The sequence below is a fragment of the Pantoea piersonii genome, from assembly GCF_003612015.1.
GTDB classification, from domain to species: Bacteria; Pseudomonadota; Gammaproteobacteria; order Enterobacterales; family Enterobacteriaceae; genus Pantoea; species Pantoea piersonii.
Genome location: NZ_RARB01000001.1, coordinates 893,362 through 907,041 on the forward strand (window position 1 = coordinate 893,362; position 13,680 = coordinate 907,041).

The window sequence follows — 13,680 nt, forward strand, 5'->3', positions numbered from 1 at the left end:
TCTTTTATGCTTTCACGGCTTTACTCACTCTCTGAGTAGTTGACATTCAGCAGCGTAATCTTGTTCTCGAAGACGCGACAGGCTGCTGTCGTTATTAACTGAATGATAAGGACAACTATTATGCGTAAACTGACTTCCCTGATTCTGGCGTCTACTCTGGCTTTCGGTGCGGCAAGCGTGGTACATGCCGCAGCTGACAACCTGACGCCGCCGCCGGCCGGTAGCGAAAAGCCCATGCATAAGCCGCCGATGCCGCACGGGATGAACATGATGTTCAAAGATCTCAATCTGACCGAGGCGCAGAAAAAACAGGTCCATGAGATCCTGAAAGAGAGCCACAAAGACTTTAAACGTCCGTCGCTGGAAGAGCGTCGCGCCGGTCACGCCATTATCGCTTCTGACACCTTCGACCGTGCGAAAGCGGAAGCGCAGGCAGAGAAAATGACCGCAGACGCGAAAGAGCGCGCGGTGGCGATGATGGAAACGCAGAACAAACTCTATAACGTGCTCACGCCGGAGCAGAAAAAGCAGTACAACGCTAATTTTGAGAAGCGTCTGACAGAGAAAGGCCCGCACGACGATAAAATGGCACCACCGCCGGCTGAATAATCAGGCTGAATTAAGGCAGTGAGACCGCCTGTGTTGTCCAGATAAGCAAAATGCTGGGCAGCGCAGGCGGTTTTTTTTATAAGGGTTCGACAGGGTAGTGGCCGGAAAGCAGCGGCCGACACAAGATTTTATAGCCGTCATGGTCAAAGCCGCTCGGCGCCCGTTTTAGCTGGCGCGCCTCCTCCATATCGTTGACCGATCCCAGATAGAACCAGTGATCGATAACGTGGATCTGCGTCATCAGCTTCCCTTCCTCTATCAGCGCCACCGGGCCTTGCCACGGCCAGCAGATCACCCGTACGCTCTCCAGCGCCTCCACCAGGCGCGCCTGATGTTCGCTTAGCGTCTCGCGGCCGCAACAGGCACCTGCGCAGCGGCGCAGGGCGGCGCGGAAGCAGGCGCGGTTGGCGCTCAGCTTTTCCAGCCCCAGCAGCCCGTGACAGAGCTGATGCTCGTCAGCAAGAAACTTAAGCGTCTCCAGCGCCTTATGGCGGCTGCGGTAGAGGCCGAACAGATCGGGCGAGTGGGAAAAGTCGACGTCGCGCGCGGACACCACTTCAGGCTTGCCGTCGGCGATGCGGATCGAACAGAGCTGGCGATTCTTACGCAGGCGCTTATTAAAAAGCGGCTGCTGCGTCTTGATCATCTGCGCTTCCAGCAGCAGCGCGCCGAGATCGCCAGCGGTCGGGATCCAGCTGACGCGCCGCGCCTGACGCAGCATGCGCGCCTCTTCCGGCGTACGGAAATGAGACATCACGCGCGATCGCAGATTGATGCTTTTCCCGATATAGAGCGGCAGCGTTTCGCTGTCACCGTGGAAGGTATAGACGCCCGGCTGATTCGGTAAACCTTCCAGCCATTCGCGCAGATGTTCGGGATATTCGTAGATGGCAGCCGCATCGAACTCGAGGCGGTGCGTGGCGGCACGTCGAACCAAGACAGACTCCTGTAACTGTGTATTCATACAGCATATCAGTCTGTTCAGGCTTTCGCCAGCGGGTTAATGAGTGAACACAACGGCAGGAAAAATTTCCCCTGCCGGAGAGCAGGGGAAAGAGCTTATTTCCAGAAGTCATCGAATACCGTAATCGGCGGACGACGCTTGTGCTCGGTCTTCGTATACCAGTTTTCAATGATTTTCGCCGTTTCTGGCGCGACGCTTTTGCCTTCCAGGTAGTCGTCAATCATCTCGTAAGTCACGCCGAGCGCGACTTCATCTTCAAGGCCGGGACGATCGTCTTCCAGGTCCGCCGTCGGGCGTTTCAGGTAGAGATGTTCCGGGCAGCCCAGCGTTTTCAGCAGCAGTTTGCCCTGACGTTTGTTAAGGCGGAACAGTGGGTTAATATCCGTGCCGCCGTCGCCATACTTGGTGAAGAAGCCGGTCACCGCCTCCGCCGCATGGTCGGTACCCACCACCACGCCCTGCGTCATACCGGCGATGCTGTACTGTGCTTTCATACGCTCGCGCGCTTTTTCATTGCCGCGCACAAAGTCGGAAAGCTCGATGCCCGCTTCCCGCAGCGCGCGTTCGCTGGCCAGCACCGACTCTTTGATATTTACCACCAGCGAGCGATCCGGCTGGATAAACGCCAGCGCGTCCTGGCAATCCTGCTCATCCGACTGCACGCCGTAGGGCAGGCGCACGGCGATAAAGGCGTAGGCTTTGTCGCCGGTCTCTTCGCGCAGTTCGCTGATCGCCATCTGCGACAGCTTGCCCGCCAGCGTTGAGTCCTGACCGCCGCTGATGCCCAGCACCAGGGTCTTCAGAAACGGGTGGCGTTTCAGATAGCTTTTGAGGAAATCAACGCTGCGGCGAATTTCCTGCTGCGCGTCGATAACCGGGTTAACGCCGAGTGCTGTAATGATTTCCTGCTGCAGTGACATGCATTTCTCCTCAAGACGGTGGCCTGTCGGCCCGTGCGAACCATCCATTAAAGCTAACGTGCATCGCTGAAAACAACAAGCCAAAGCGCCAGTTGTTTCCAGTTAAGTGTTGCGATATCAGGCAGTTTATGTTCGCGGCGCGGGCTTCTGCGCCAGGAAAATAAACATCAGAATCGCCAGCATAAAGCAGCCGAAGATGGTGCCGGTCATGCTGAGCAGCGAGGTGCCGCCAAGGCCGGTAACAGGGACTGAAATGGCGCCGAGCGAGAACATGCAGACGCCAATCACCGCCGAGGCGCTGCCAGCGCGATGGCCCTGGCTCTGCATCGCCAGCGACGAGGCGGTGGTGGCGATCACCCCGTTGCTCGCGATAGTGAAGAAGAGCGCCACCAGCACCAGCGGCAGCGGCGCGGCGGTAATGCCCGCCAGCAGCAGCAGGCTGGAGGCGACGAACGCCAGCGTCAGGCCGCCTTTCAGCACCCGATACTCACCCCAGAGCGGGCAAAGACGCGCACTGGTCTGCGAGGCGATCACCAGGCCGATGCCGTTCGCCGCAAAACAGAAGCTGAACGCCTGCGGCGACAGACCGTAAATCTGCTGCAGCACGAACGGCGAGGCGCCGATATAGGCGAACATGCCCGACATCATAAACGCCTGCGTCAGGCAGAAGCCCATAAAAGGACGATGGACGATAACCTGGCCCAGCGCCGCCCAGGCGGAAAACACCGAGCCCTGGCTACGGCGTTCCGGGGGCAGGGTTTCGTGCAGCTTCCAGCGCGCCAGCAGGATAAGCAGCAGCGCCGTCGCGCCCAGCACCACAAAGATGCCGCGCCAGTTAAGCACCGTCATCAGCACGCCGCCGAGCACCGGCGCGCCGATCGGCGCCAGCCCGTTCACCAGCATCAGCAAGGCAAAGAAACGCGTCAGCTCATGTCCGCTGTACATATCGCGCGCCACCGCGCGCGACAGCACCGCGCCGCCTGCGCCCGCCAGGCCTTCAAACAGGCGCGCCAGCAGCAGCTGGTGGATATCCTGCGCCAGTGCGCAGCCAATCGAGGCAACAAACAGCAGCACCAGCGAAAGCGTCAGCGGCCGCAGGCGACCGAACTTATCGCTCATCGGTCCGAACAGCAGCTGTCCGGCCCCCAGGCCGAGCAGACCGGCAGTAAGGCTGAGCTGCGCCGTCGCGGTTGATGTCTGGAGATCCCGGGCCAGTTCAGGCAGCGCGGGAAGGTAGAGATCGATGCAGAGCGGGCCGAGCGCCGCCAGCAGGCCCAGCGTTATGGCATAGACCAGTCGGTTATTATGTGCAGGTGTCATTTGTCCTCTGAGGGCTTTACTAAGTCGTGGATCATCTTTTTGTAGAGGGTATGGAGCAGCTCCGCTGACGCTTTCTGCGTCGTCAGTCGGCGAAAAGCGGTGCCTTCTACCAGCACCGCCAGCACTTCGACGCAGGCGGCGCGCTGCGTCTCGCTGAGATGCGGATAGTCTGCGCGCATTTTTTCACAGGCGTTGTGAAACAGTCGCGCCTCGGCATGTTGCAGGATATCGCTGACGCGCGGATTGCGGCTCGCCTCGGCGGCGACTTCCAGCATCAGCATCTCATCCTCTTCGTTCAGGGTTTCGCGGCGGGCGATCAGATCGGCGAGATGGCTGGCGTCGGTCTGCTCGCTCATCGCCGCCACGCGGCCATCGACGATGCGTTTAACCATCTCTTCGATCAGCGCGTCTTTACTGGGGAAATAGCGGTAGATTTGCCCGACGCTCAGGCTGGCAGCGCTGGCGAGCTGCGCCATGCTGGCACCGTGAAAGCCGGACTGGCGGAAGCAGCGCCGCGCCGCCGCGATGATCTCATCCTGGCGCGTGCGATGCCGCGCATCGCGCGCTTCACGCTGTTTGTTCATCCTGCCTCCTGAAACAAGTTTTGAGAGTGTTTATTCTCGCGCTGGATTATACGAGGCGATCGCGATAAGAACAGCTTTTTTACGCTAACCTGACGTTTCAGACTCACCTTAAAAATGCGCCATAAAGTTGATTAATCTGCATTTCTGTTCCAGGCTTAAGCTTACATGGACAATACAACGAGGAACAACAAGATGAAAAAAGCAATGGGATGTATCGCTGCGGCGCTGACGCTGGTCGCACTGTCTGGTTGTACGGCTTACGATCGTGCTGAGAGCTACGTGAGCAAGCCAGTAGTTAAGGATGTGAAAAAAGGCATGACGCGCGATCAGGTTCGCCAGATTGCCGGACCGGCTTCAACTGAGATCACCATGGTTCACGCGCGCGGCACCTGTCAGACCTATGTGCTGGGCGAGCGCGACGGTAAACAGCAGACCTATTTCGTCAGCTACAACGACACCGGTCGCGTCATGAACTACGGCTTCCAGAGCTGTAAAGAGTACGATACCGATCCGCAGGCTGCCCAGTAAGCTGCGCAAGAGCGGTAGAGAATAGCAAACGGCCCGTTAGTGACGGGCCGTTTTTCATTGGCTGACTTAGTGCCAGAAGCTGCCCGGGCGAACGGTTACAGCCCGGCGGGACGCGGCACCTCAATATACTCGCCATTAATATCGCGCTGATAGTAATGCCCCTCCTGGACGTAGAAGCGTCGTCCGTTAAAGTCGAGTACGCGCATCGCACTGCCCGGTTCGGCTGGCGGCTGCACCACCACATAGTTCTCGCCCTGACGCTGATAGTAGGCGCCGTTGAGCATATAGTAGGTCAGGCCGCCGATCAGCACCGCGGTAGCCGCTTCAGGCAGGAAGCGCAGCGGGCCGGGACCACCCCAGCCGCGACCAGGGCCGCCCCAGTGGGGACCCGGACCTGGGCCCCAACCGCCGGGGTGAGCAGAGACAATGGCTGGCGACAACAGCGTTAACGCCAGCAGTGAGGCGATAACTTTTTTCATGGGTTTTCTCCTGCGATAACTGACTGAAGCATTCTCCTTTTCCGCCGCGAAAACAAGCGCAGAGGCGCGACTTTTTCCTCTCTTTACCACGCTTAACGCTTTCTTAACGACGTCGCCATAAAGCCAGCGGATTGTGAAGCGCAGACATAAAAAAACCGGGCGCAATGGCCCGGTTTACGGCGACAGAAAAGGTGATTAACGGTGCGCCAGCTCCGCGTGCTCCTCGCTCTCCAGCACCGCTTTATCGGTCAGACCGAGCCAGCGGCTGGTAAGGGAACCGGCGGTCATCGAACCGTTAACGTTAAGCGCGGTACGGCCCATATCGATCAGCGGTTCAATAGAGATGAGCAGGGCGACCAGCGTCACCGGCAGGCCCATCGCAGGCAGTACGATCAGCGCGGCGAAAGTCGCGCCGCCGCCTACGCCCGCCACGCCAGCGGAACTGAGCGTAACGATGCCTACCAGCGTGGCGATCCAGACCGGATCGAACGGGTTAATGCCTACGGTCGGGGCAACCATCACCGCCAGCATGGTCGGATAGAGTCCTGCGCAGCCGTTCTGACCAATAGTCGCACCGAAAGAGGCGGAGAAGCTGGCGATCGATTCCGGCACGCCCAGACGACGCGTCTGGGTTTCCACGTTAAGCGGAATGCTCGCGGCGCTGGAACGGCTGGTAAAGGCGAAGGTGATAACCGGCCAGACCTTGCGGAAGAAGCGCAGCGGATTAATACCGTTTACCGACAGCAGCAGCGCGTGCACGCCGAACATAATCGCCAGGCCCAGATAGGAGGCGACGACAAAACCGCCCAGCTTGATAATGTCCTGCAGGTTCGACCCGGCGACCACTTTGGTCATCAGCGCCAGCACGCCGTAAGGCGTCAGCTTCATAATCAGACGCACCAGCTTCATTACCCAGGACTGCAGGGTATCTATCGCCACCAGCACGCGCTGGCCTTTGGCTTCGTCATCTTTCAGCAGCTGCAGCGCCGCAACGCCGAGGAAGGCGGCGAAAATCACTACGCTGATAATCGAGGTCGGGCTGGCGCCGGTCAGATCGGCGAACGGATTTTTCGGCACAAACGAGAGCAGCAGCTGAGGGACGGTCAGATCCGCCACTTTGCCCGCGTAGTTGCTCTGTATCGCAGCGAGGCGCGCGCTCTCCTGCGCGCCCTGCACCAGGCCTTCAGCGCTGAGGTGGAACAGGCCGGTAACCAGTACGCCGACCAGTGCGGAGATGGCGGTGGTGAACAGCAGCACGCCAATCGTCAGCAGGCTGATTTTGCCCAGCGACGAGGCATTATGCAGACGCGCGACGGCGCTGAGGATCGAGGCGAACACCAGCGGCATCACGATCATCTGCAGTAGCTGTACGTAGCCGTTGCCCACGATATTAAACCAGCTGATAGAGGTTTTCAGCACCTCGCTCTGCTGGCCGTAGATGGTTTGCAGCGCCAGGCCGAACAGTACGCCGATCACCAGACCGACCAGCACCTTTTTCGACAGGCTCCAGCTTTGACGGCCGAGGCGCGACAGCAGCAGCAGCAGCGCGACGAAGGCCGCGAGATTAAGAATCAGAGGTAGATCCATGTTGGCTCCCGAGAGAGGCGCCCGACGACAGCTGTGGTGTCGGGGCGCCAGATAATGTTATGCACGAATTAAGTGCCGGTATGTTAACAGTTACCTGGGGTGTCAACTTATATCCAAATGGAATGGCTTATAACCAGACAGCCTTTTCTGCTGGTTTAATGTGCTTTTTGTGTGGAAATCAAGCGGAAAACGCCATTTTGTAGCGTATCGAAGAGCTGTGAAGGCCAGCCGTTCGCACCAAAAGAGGGCGAGCCGGGTGGAAACCAGAGCGCATAGCCAACCAGCGCCAGGCAAAGTGTACGCTCCAGCTGGTTACCTTTCTGGCTTCTGAGGATAGGCAGGCGGAAGCGCCAGCGGCACGGCCACAGCAGCGGCACTCCGGCGGGGGTTAGCATATCCGCCACGATATGGCTGAGATAGCCCAGCGTCATACCTTGCAGCACGTCGGCAGGCAGCAGCCAGTCTTCGGGGACGTTAATCTGGAACAGCCACAGGCTGGCGGCCACCGCCAGCAGGCTGTGCGTGAATCCCCGGTGACCAAAGGCGCGTGCGATAGGATGCGACAACCACTTTAAGCGCTGGCCAAGCAGGGATTTGGGATGATCGATATCGGGCAGCAGGCAGGTGAGCAGCGAGGCAGAAATAAGGTGCCACCAGTCGGCCTGCGCCAGCACAGGCGTCAGCTCTGCGCGCTTGGCAAAAATAGCGGTGGCAATAGCGAAAATTACGTGGCCTTCGCCCGTCATGATAAAACCTGGCTGCAAACTGTCGATGCATCCAGTATAGGGATTTATCCAGTGAATGAGAAGTTGTGACGCTGTAACGAAGCGTGAATTTTTTTAGCGAAACGGCGGCGCCAGGCCTGCCGTTTCGCCAGAGATAGCCTTTAAGGCGAGAAGGCGCCGAAGGGCTACTTTCTCGCCTGGCGCGCATCACAGCGCTTAACGCGCCAGCCAGCCGCCATCGACGGCCAGCGTATAGCCATTCACATAATCCGACGCCGAAGAGGCCAGGAAAACAACCGGACCCATCATATCTTCCGGCAGTCCCCAACGCTCGGCCGGGATGCGCCCGAGAATTTCTGCGCTGCGGCCCTCGTCGCTGCGCAGCTGCTCGGTGTTGTTGGTCGCCATATAACCCGGCGCGATGGCGTTAACGTTAATGCCGTGTTTCGCCCATTCGTTCGCCATCAGGCGCGTCAGGCCCATCACCGCGCTTTTCGACGCTGTGTATGAGGGAACCCGAATGCCGCCCTGAAAAGAGAGCATCGAGGCGATATTGATGATTTTACCGCCCTGGCCCTGGGCGATGAAATGACGCGCCACCTGCTGCGACAAAAAGAAGACGCTCTTGGTGTTGATGTTCATCACATCGTCCCAGTCCTGCTCGCTGAAGCTAAGCGCGTCTTCGCGGCGGATAATTCCGGCGTTATTGACCAGAATGTCAATTTTGCCCGCGGCGGCGATCGCTTGCTCCACGACGCGCGGCACCTGCTCGGTACGGATAAGATCCGCCTGCAGGGACCAGAAGCGGCGGCCAAGTGCTTCGACGCGCTGCTGCGTTTCTGCTGGCTCTTCGCGATTGACGCCGACGATATCGCAACCGGCCTGCGCCAGGCCCAGCGCCATGCCCTGGCCAAGCCCGGTATTACAACCGGTGACCAGCGCGATTTTACCTTCCAGATTAAATGCGTTGAGTATCATGAGAGCGCCTCCTTTTTTAGCGCAGATCGCGGATTTTGACATGATCCATGTCGTCGAATACCTGATTCTCGCCGACCATGCCCCAGATAAAGGTGTAGCGTTCGGTGCCGACGCCGGCATGAATCGACCAGCTGGGCGAAATGACCGCCTGCTCGTTGTGCACCAGCAGATGACGCGTCTCCTGCGGTTGACCCATCATGTGAAACACCGCGCTTTCCGGGTTCATATCGAAATAGAAATAGACTTCCATACGGCGCTCGTGTGTGTGACACGGCATGGTATTCCACAGGTTGCCTTCATCCAGGCGGGTCAGCCCCATGGTGAGCTGGCAGGTCGGCAGCACGTCCGGCACCAGATATTTATTGATGGTGCGGCGGTTGGAGGTCGCCGCATCGCCGAGCGTGGTGCGTACCGCCTCCTCTTTACCCACTTTCTTGTCGGGAAAGCGGCTGTGCGCGGGCGCGCTGTTGAAATAGAACTTAGCCGGATGAGCCGCATCGCTGCTGCGAAAGCTCAGCGACTGGGCACCTTTGCCGACATAGAGCGCTTCTTCCGTGCCGATCTCCCAGACTTTTCCGTCCACCTCAATGGTACCCGGACCACCGATATTGATGACGCCCAGTTCGCGGCGCTCCAGAAAATAGCTTACGCCCAGCTGTTTGCCCATCTCGTTGCCGAAGGAGACGCTGGCGGCGACCGGCATTACGCCGCCGACAATAATGCGATCGATATGGCTGTAGGTCAGGGTGTAGCGGTCAGCTTCGAAGATGTTTTCGATTAAGAACTCGCGGCGTAGCGCGGCGGTGTCGAGCTGTCTGGCATGCTCGCTGTGAATGCTTTGTCGAACGTCCATTCTGATCCCCTCTGGCGAAAAAGGCATACGTGCCCCGCAGGGCGTCTGAGGGCATCTTAGGAGGAGTGGAAGATCAATTCAATAAAAATGAAACGTTGTTTTATTTTTTGAGAAGGGGATCATGCCGTAAACAAAACCCGCCAGCGGCGGGTCGGGTCTGATAAAAGGCGCAATCAGAGGCGCACGCGCGGATCAGAGCGCGGAATCGCCCAGCAGATGCGCCGCGGTCAGCTGGGTAAGATCGTCCAGCCTGACGTTCGCCAGCGACCAGCGCGCGTCATCGCGCAGTGCCGCGGGCGGCACCACAATGGAGCGCATGCGCGCCGCTTTTGTGGCGATCATACCGTTAAACGAGTCTTCCAGCGTCACGCAGTTTAGCGGGTCGACGTTCAACTGCGCGGCGGCATCCAGATAGACCTGCGGATGCGGTTTGCTGTAGGGCAGCGCCTCGGCGGAGACCAGCACGTCGAAATCGTCGCGCAGGTCGAAGAGCGCCAGCACGCGCTCCAGCATCATCAGCGGCGACGCAGAGACCAGACCGGTTTTCAGCCCGCGCTGGCGACACAGCTGCAGCGCCTGCTTAACCCCGGGCAGCAGCGGGCGCTTTTCCTCAATCAGCGCCAGCGCGCGGGCGATAATGCGCGCCGTGACCGTCTGCTGGTCCGGGCCTGACCAGGGCAGGGTTTCATACCACATGCGCACCACCTGATCGATGCGCAGGCCCAGCGTGTCCGGCAGCTCGCTGCGGCGCGATAAATCGACGTTCAGCGTGGCGAAGATGTCCAGTTCAGCCTGATCCCATAGCGGCTCGGAGTCGATAATCAGGCCATCCATATCAAAAAGGGCGGCATAAACAGGGCGGGTATAACTCATCGGCTGGCTCCTTGTAGAATTTGCGCTACCTTATCATGGGCTGGCGCGCGCCGCGAAAGGGGCGCAGGCTGCGCTTTTTACAGGAAATTAAAACCACAGGCAGGTAGACTGGCTGCAATCTGGATTCAGGTACAGGAGATACCATGACTTATCAACAGGCTGGCCGCATCGCCATCCTTAAGCGAGTGGCTGGCTGGGCAATATTTTTGCTCGCGCTGCTGTCGACCGTGATTTCAGTGCTGAGCTTTATGTTCAGACACAGTGAAAAACAGCCGGGCATTGACGCCGTTATGCTCGACTTTGTCCATGTGATCGTCGACATGATCCGCTTCAACACGCCTTTCCTTGGCTTCTTCTGGCAGAACTCGCCGGTACCGGAGTTCCACGGTCAGATGAATATCGGCTTCTGGATCATCTACATTTTGATTTTCGTCGGTCTGGCGCTGGAAGCATCCGGTTCGCGAATGGCGCGTCAGGCGCGCCATATAAAAGAGGGTGTTGAAGATCAGCTGATTCTGGAGCAGGCGAAAGGCGGCGATGCCCGTACGCGCCAGCAGCTGGAAGAGAAAATCCGCGTGCCGCACCACACCATCTTCCTGCAGATTTTTCCGCTCTATATCCTGCCGGTGGTGATCGCCGTTGCCGGTTATTTTGTGCTGTCGCTGCTCGGCTTTCTGTGACAGGTCAGGCCGGTCTGGCCTGACGCTGCGCCAGCGCGTCCTCATCCAGCAGCCGTCCGACGGCGAACTGCGCCTCGCTTAACCAGCTGCCGCCGAATACGTTGGCGCGGTTAAGCAGGTAGTAGAGCTGGTAGACCGGCTGGCGCTGCGAGAAGCCGTCTGGCAGCGGCCAGACCGACTGATAGCCTTCATAAATCTGCCGCGGCAGATCCGGGAACCAGCCGAGCATCGCCAGATCGCATTCGCGATCGCCCCAGTAACAGGCGGGATCGAACAGCCAGGGACCGTTGGCGCTGCCAGCGCAGTTGGCTGGCCAGAGATCGCCGTGAAGCAGGGAGGGCTGCGGCTGGTGCGTGGCAAGCGCACGCTGCACGCAGTTCACAATCTCTTCCGTATTGCCGTAGGTGAGGCCTTTCTCTTCGGCCAGCTGAAGCTGCCAGCCGATACGCTGCTCGGCAAAGAAGACTGACCAGCGACGCAGCCAGCTGTTGGGCTGCGGCGTTGTGGTGATATTATTGTCGAAGTCGAGGCCGAACTGCGCCTGTTCGCTCCACTGATGCAGATGCGCCAGCTGCTGTCCCAGCTGAAAGGCGTTCTCCGCATCCAGCGGTTGAGGCGTGATATATTCCAGCAGCAAAAAGCTCTGATCGCGGTGATGGCCCACGCCATAAACCGCCGGTACGCGTACGCTTTGCGTGCGCGCCAGCAGCGCCAGCTGATCGGCTTCCCAGGCGAAAAGGGTGAGCATTTCACGACTATTGCACTTCACGAAGACGTCATGTTCGCCATAGCGAATGCGCCAGGCGGGATGAATGTCGCCGCCAGGAAGTTCGTGGCGTTCGGTAATATCGGCATGGCCAAACTGTTCGCTTAATAAACGACTAATAGCGTTCCACATTGGGCGATCCTCTTTTAACCTGTCAGGCTGCGGTGTCGGTCAGCACGCTCTACGACCCAGAGACGATTATATCGCGTGAATATCGCTCAAAACCCGCGCTTGCGCACAGCTTACCGGAACGAATGGCGGGCGCGGTTACTGCGAAGCGTCACGTAAAAACGCCTCCAGCGTCGTCACGGTGACATCGGGCGTCTGATGCAGCACGCTCTCGCCAGCGGCAACAGCCTGTCGTTGCAGATCCTCCTGCGACAGGGCGCTGACCAGACCGAAGCTGTTGGTGCCTAGTTCATGAGTGTGACCCTGATCGTCCTTAAGTGTGGTGCTAAAACCGCCCGCGATCATCGCGCTGTTAAGCGTTTGAACGTCGCTGAGGCCCGATTCCTGATAGTGAAACGTGACAATGTAACGTTTAAGTCCGTCGCTCATTTTTCACCTCTGTTCGGCTTGACTGAGCACAGCGTAGACCATGGTGAAAAAATGCGCGAATAATGAACAGGATAAAGGCATTATTTATCACAGGCATAAAAGTAAAGCTGGGTAAAGGCACCCCTGGTGGGTTCAGAAAAATATTGTCGCAACTCCGCTGAATTTTTGTTGGCTGCTCCCTATAATGCGCGGCGTTAATGAGAAAATTCCCAATAATCAAGCGTGATTGACTCTGAATGGGGTGTTTCATGGAGGTTAATACTTATTTACAATACTTACCGTAAATTGCATTGATCGGCCCGTAAAACCCTTCACACTCTTCGTTTTTTAAACTGTCGTACGGGTCACAATAAATGAAAGTGCTTAACAAGCTCTCAGCCGTTCTTTTGCTCTCCGCTGGCGCGTTTTGCCACCAGGCATTGGCGGACAACACCGTTTTTACCGCGATGGACGATCCTTCAACGGCAAAGAAGCCGTTTGACGGCAGCGCCTCCGCAGGCTATCTGGCGCAGACCGGTAACACCACCAGCTCTTCGCTGACAGCGCAGACTAATATGACGTGGTATCAGAGCTCTATGGCGTACAGCCTGTGGGGCAACGCGGCGAACACCTCATCTAATGATGAACGCTCTTCTGAAACCTACAATATCGGCGGCCGCTCGCGTTATAACCTCAACAGCTTCGATTACCTGTTTGGTCAGGCGAGCTGGCTGAGCGACCGTTTTAACGGCTACGATTCGCGCGATGTGCTGACCGCAGGTTACGGTCGTCAGATCCTGAGCGGCCCCATTCATTCGCTGCGCGCTGAATTTGGTCCAGGCGTGCGCTATGACGATTTCCATGACGGCGGCAGCGAAACCAAAGCGCTGGGCTACGGCGCGCTGAGCTATCAGTGGCAGCTGACCGATAACACCAAGTTTATTCAGGGCGTATCGGTGCTGAGCAGCTTCGGCGAAGATACCACCATCAACTCAGAAACCGGCTTGCAGGTTGGCATCAACGACCACTTCGCGCTGAAGCTGGCCTACAACGTCACCTGGAACAACAATCCGCCGGAGTCCGCGCCCGATCGCACCGACACCAAAACCAGCATTATGCTGACCTACGCGATGTAATTCTCTGCGTAAACCACTTCCTGACCGCAGCCTGTCTGCGGTTTTTTTTCGCCTGCTCCTCGACTTAGCTACGAGAGCACGGGTTTTGCTGGCCGCTCAAAGCTGTTATCATCGTCGGCGCACTACAATTCCTGGCGTCAT

The 13,680-nt window shown here is 58.2% G+C and carries 16 protein-coding genes; 4 read left to right on the forward strand and 12 right to left on the reverse strand.

Annotated features, from left to right (window positions below):
* Nucleotides 1-120 precede the first annotated feature (120 nt).
* Nucleotides 121-609 (forward strand): ATP-independent periplasmic protein-refolding chaperone Spy, encoded by a 489-nt coding sequence (gene spy, locus D7S44_RS04260; protein ID WP_120452344.1) that lies wholly within the window; start codon nucleotides 121-123, stop codon nucleotides 607-609.
* Between the two features lie 76 nt (nucleotides 610-685).
* On the opposite strand, the gene cho is transcribed toward spy, so the two are convergent.
* The 4 genes from cho to D7S44_RS04280 all read right to left on the reverse strand — a co-directional run bounded on the left by cho (nucleotide 686) and on the right by D7S44_RS04280 (nucleotide 4,397).
* Nucleotides 686-1,546, reverse strand: a complete 861-nt coding sequence (gene cho, locus D7S44_RS04265) for an excinuclease Cho (protein ID WP_120452345.1) — start codon at nucleotides 1,544-1,546, stop codon at nucleotides 686-688.
* A 122-nt stretch (nucleotides 1,547-1,668) separates the two neighbouring features.
* Nucleotides 1,669-2,493 carry an NAD(+) synthase gene (nadE, locus tag D7S44_RS04270; RefSeq protein ID WP_120452347.1) on the reverse strand — a complete coding sequence of 275 codons (825 nt, stop codon included), beginning with the start codon at nucleotides 2,491-2,493 and terminating at the stop codon, nucleotides 1,669-1,671.
* A gap of 126 nt (nucleotides 2,494-2,619) precedes the next feature.
* Complete coding sequence (locus D7S44_RS04275) at nucleotides 2,620-3,813, reverse strand: multidrug effflux MFS transporter (RefSeq protein ID WP_120452348.1); 1,194 nt, start codon at nucleotides 3,811-3,813, stop codon at nucleotides 2,620-2,622.
* On the reverse strand, nucleotides 3,810-4,397 hold the full coding sequence (locus D7S44_RS04280) for a TetR/AcrR family transcriptional regulator (protein WP_120452350.1): 588 nt from the start codon (nucleotides 4,395-4,397) through the stop codon (nucleotides 3,810-3,812). The genes D7S44_RS04275 and D7S44_RS04280 overlap by 4 nt, the downstream gene beginning before the upstream one ends.
* A gap of 192 nt (nucleotides 4,398-4,589) precedes the next feature.
* Here D7S44_RS04280 and osmE point away from each other — a divergent pair, with 192 nt between their 5' ends.
* The gene (gene osmE, locus D7S44_RS04285; protein WP_120452352.1) at nucleotides 4,590-4,925 is read left to right on the forward strand and encodes an osmotically-inducible lipoprotein OsmE; all 336 of its coding nucleotides are present in this window, start codon (nucleotides 4,590-4,592) and stop codon (nucleotides 4,923-4,925) included.
* A 95-nt stretch (nucleotides 4,926-5,020) separates the two neighbouring features.
* On the opposite strand, the gene D7S44_RS04290 is transcribed toward osmE, so the two are convergent.
* The 6 genes from D7S44_RS04290 to hxpB all read right to left on the reverse strand — a co-directional run bounded on the left by D7S44_RS04290 (nucleotide 5,021) and on the right by hxpB (nucleotide 10,420).
* Nucleotides 5,021-5,404 carry a DUF6515 family protein gene (locus D7S44_RS04290; RefSeq protein WP_081137281.1) on the reverse strand — a complete coding sequence of 128 codons (384 nt, stop codon included), beginning with the start codon at nucleotides 5,402-5,404 and terminating at the stop codon, nucleotides 5,021-5,023.
* 195 nt (nucleotides 5,405-5,599) lie between these two features.
* Complete coding sequence (locus D7S44_RS04295; protein WP_120452353.1) at nucleotides 5,600-6,991, reverse strand: L-cystine transporter; 1,392 nt, start codon at nucleotides 6,989-6,991, stop codon at nucleotides 5,600-5,602.
* A gap of 155 nt (nucleotides 6,992-7,146) precedes the next feature.
* The gene (locus D7S44_RS04300) at nucleotides 7,147-7,737 is read right to left on the reverse strand and encodes a metal-dependent hydrolase (protein ID WP_120452355.1); all 591 of its coding nucleotides are present in this window, start codon (nucleotides 7,735-7,737) and stop codon (nucleotides 7,147-7,149) included.
* Between the two features lie 195 nt (nucleotides 7,738-7,932).
* Entirely contained in the window at nucleotides 7,933-8,694 is a 762-nt protein-coding gene (gene kduD, locus D7S44_RS04305) for a 2-dehydro-3-deoxy-D-gluconate 5-dehydrogenase KduD (RefSeq protein ID WP_120452357.1), read from the reverse strand.
* Nucleotides 8,695-8,710: 16 nt separating this feature from the next.
* Nucleotides 8,711-9,547, reverse strand: coding sequence for a 5-dehydro-4-deoxy-D-glucuronate isomerase (gene kduI / locus D7S44_RS04310; protein WP_120452358.1), 837 nt, complete (start codon nucleotides 9,545-9,547; stop codon nucleotides 8,711-8,713).
* A gap of 192 nt (nucleotides 9,548-9,739) precedes the next feature.
* Complete coding sequence (gene hxpB, locus D7S44_RS04315; protein ID WP_120452360.1) at nucleotides 9,740-10,420, reverse strand: hexitol phosphatase HxpB; 681 nt, start codon at nucleotides 10,418-10,420, stop codon at nucleotides 9,740-9,742.
* 143 nt (nucleotides 10,421-10,563) lie between these two features.
* Here hxpB and D7S44_RS04320 point away from each other — a divergent pair, with 143 nt between their 5' ends.
* Nucleotides 10,564-11,100, forward strand: a complete 537-nt coding sequence (locus D7S44_RS04320) for a YniB family protein (RefSeq protein WP_120452362.1) — start codon at nucleotides 10,564-10,566, stop codon at nucleotides 11,098-11,100.
* Nucleotides 11,101-11,104: 4 nt separating this feature from the next.
* Here D7S44_RS04320 and D7S44_RS04325 read toward each other — a convergent pair whose 3' ends face one another.
* Together D7S44_RS04325 and ghoS are read right to left on the reverse strand one after the other, a co-directional pair.
* Nucleotides 11,105-11,998, reverse strand: a complete 894-nt coding sequence (locus D7S44_RS04325) for a fructosamine kinase family protein (RefSeq protein WP_120452364.1) — start codon at nucleotides 11,996-11,998, stop codon at nucleotides 11,105-11,107.
* A gap of 135 nt (nucleotides 11,999-12,133) precedes the next feature.
* On the reverse strand, nucleotides 12,134-12,424 hold the full coding sequence (gene ghoS, locus D7S44_RS04330; RefSeq protein WP_120452366.1) for a type V toxin-antitoxin system endoribonuclease antitoxin GhoS: 291 nt from the start codon (nucleotides 12,422-12,424) through the stop codon (nucleotides 12,134-12,136).
* Nucleotides 12,425-12,777: 353 nt separating this feature from the next.
* Here ghoS and D7S44_RS04335 point away from each other — a divergent pair, with 353 nt between their 5' ends.
* Entirely contained in the window at nucleotides 12,778-13,539 is a 762-nt protein-coding gene (locus tag D7S44_RS04335; RefSeq protein WP_120452368.1) for a DUF481 domain-containing protein, read from the forward strand.
* Nucleotides 13,540-13,680: the final 141 nt, after the last annotated feature.

What these genes read in the sequence shown, in the direction of transcription:
- spy (WP_120452344.1), top strand. Translation starts at nt 121, where the DNA reads ATGCGTAAACTGACTTCCCTGATTCTGGCGTCTACTCTGGCTTTCGGT.
- nadE (WP_120452347.1), bottom strand. Translation starts at nt 2,493, where the DNA reads ATGTCACTGCAGCAGGAAATCATTACAGCACTCGGCGTTAACCCGGTT.
- D7S44_RS04275 (WP_120452348.1), bottom strand. Translation starts at nt 3,813, where the DNA reads ATGACACCTGCACATAATAACCGACTGGTCTATGCCATAACGCTGGGC.
- D7S44_RS04280 (WP_120452350.1), bottom strand. Translation starts at nt 4,397, where the DNA reads ATGAACAAACAGCGTGAAGCGCGCGATGCGCGGCATCGCACGCGCCAG.
- osmE (WP_120452352.1), top strand. Translation starts at nt 4,590, where the DNA reads ATGAAAAAAGCAATGGGATGTATCGCTGCGGCGCTGACGCTGGTCGCA.
- D7S44_RS04290 (WP_081137281.1), bottom strand. Translation starts at nt 5,404, where the DNA reads ATGAAAAAAGTTATCGCCTCACTGCTGGCGTTAACGCTGTTGTCGCCA.
- D7S44_RS04295 (WP_120452353.1), bottom strand. Translation starts at nt 6,991, where the DNA reads ATGGATCTACCTCTGATTCTTAATCTCGCGGCCTTCGTCGCGCTGCTG.
- D7S44_RS04300 (WP_120452355.1), bottom strand. Translation starts at nt 7,737, where the DNA reads ATGACGGGCGAAGGCCACGTAATTTTCGCTATTGCCACCGCTATTTTT.
- kduD (WP_120452357.1), bottom strand. Translation starts at nt 8,694, where the DNA reads ATGATACTCAACGCATTTAATCTGGAAGGTAAAATCGCGCTGGTCACC.
- kduI (WP_120452358.1), bottom strand. Translation starts at nt 9,547, where the DNA reads ATGGACGTTCGACAAAGCATTCACAGCGAGCATGCCAGACAGCTCGAC.
- hxpB (WP_120452360.1), bottom strand. Translation starts at nt 10,420, where the DNA reads ATGAGTTATACCCGCCCTGTTTATGCCGCCCTTTTTGATATGGATGGC.
- D7S44_RS04320 (WP_120452362.1), top strand. Translation starts at nt 10,564, where the DNA reads ATGACTTATCAACAGGCTGGCCGCATCGCCATCCTTAAGCGAGTGGCT.
- D7S44_RS04325 (WP_120452364.1), bottom strand. Translation starts at nt 11,998, where the DNA reads ATGTGGAACGCTATTAGTCGTTTATTAAGCGAACAGTTTGGCCATGCC.
- ghoS (WP_120452366.1), bottom strand. Translation starts at nt 12,424, where the DNA reads ATGAGCGACGGACTTAAACGTTACATTGTCACGTTTCACTATCAGGAA.
- D7S44_RS04335 (WP_120452368.1), top strand. Translation starts at nt 12,778, where the DNA reads ATGAAAGTGCTTAACAAGCTCTCAGCCGTTCTTTTGCTCTCCGCTGGC.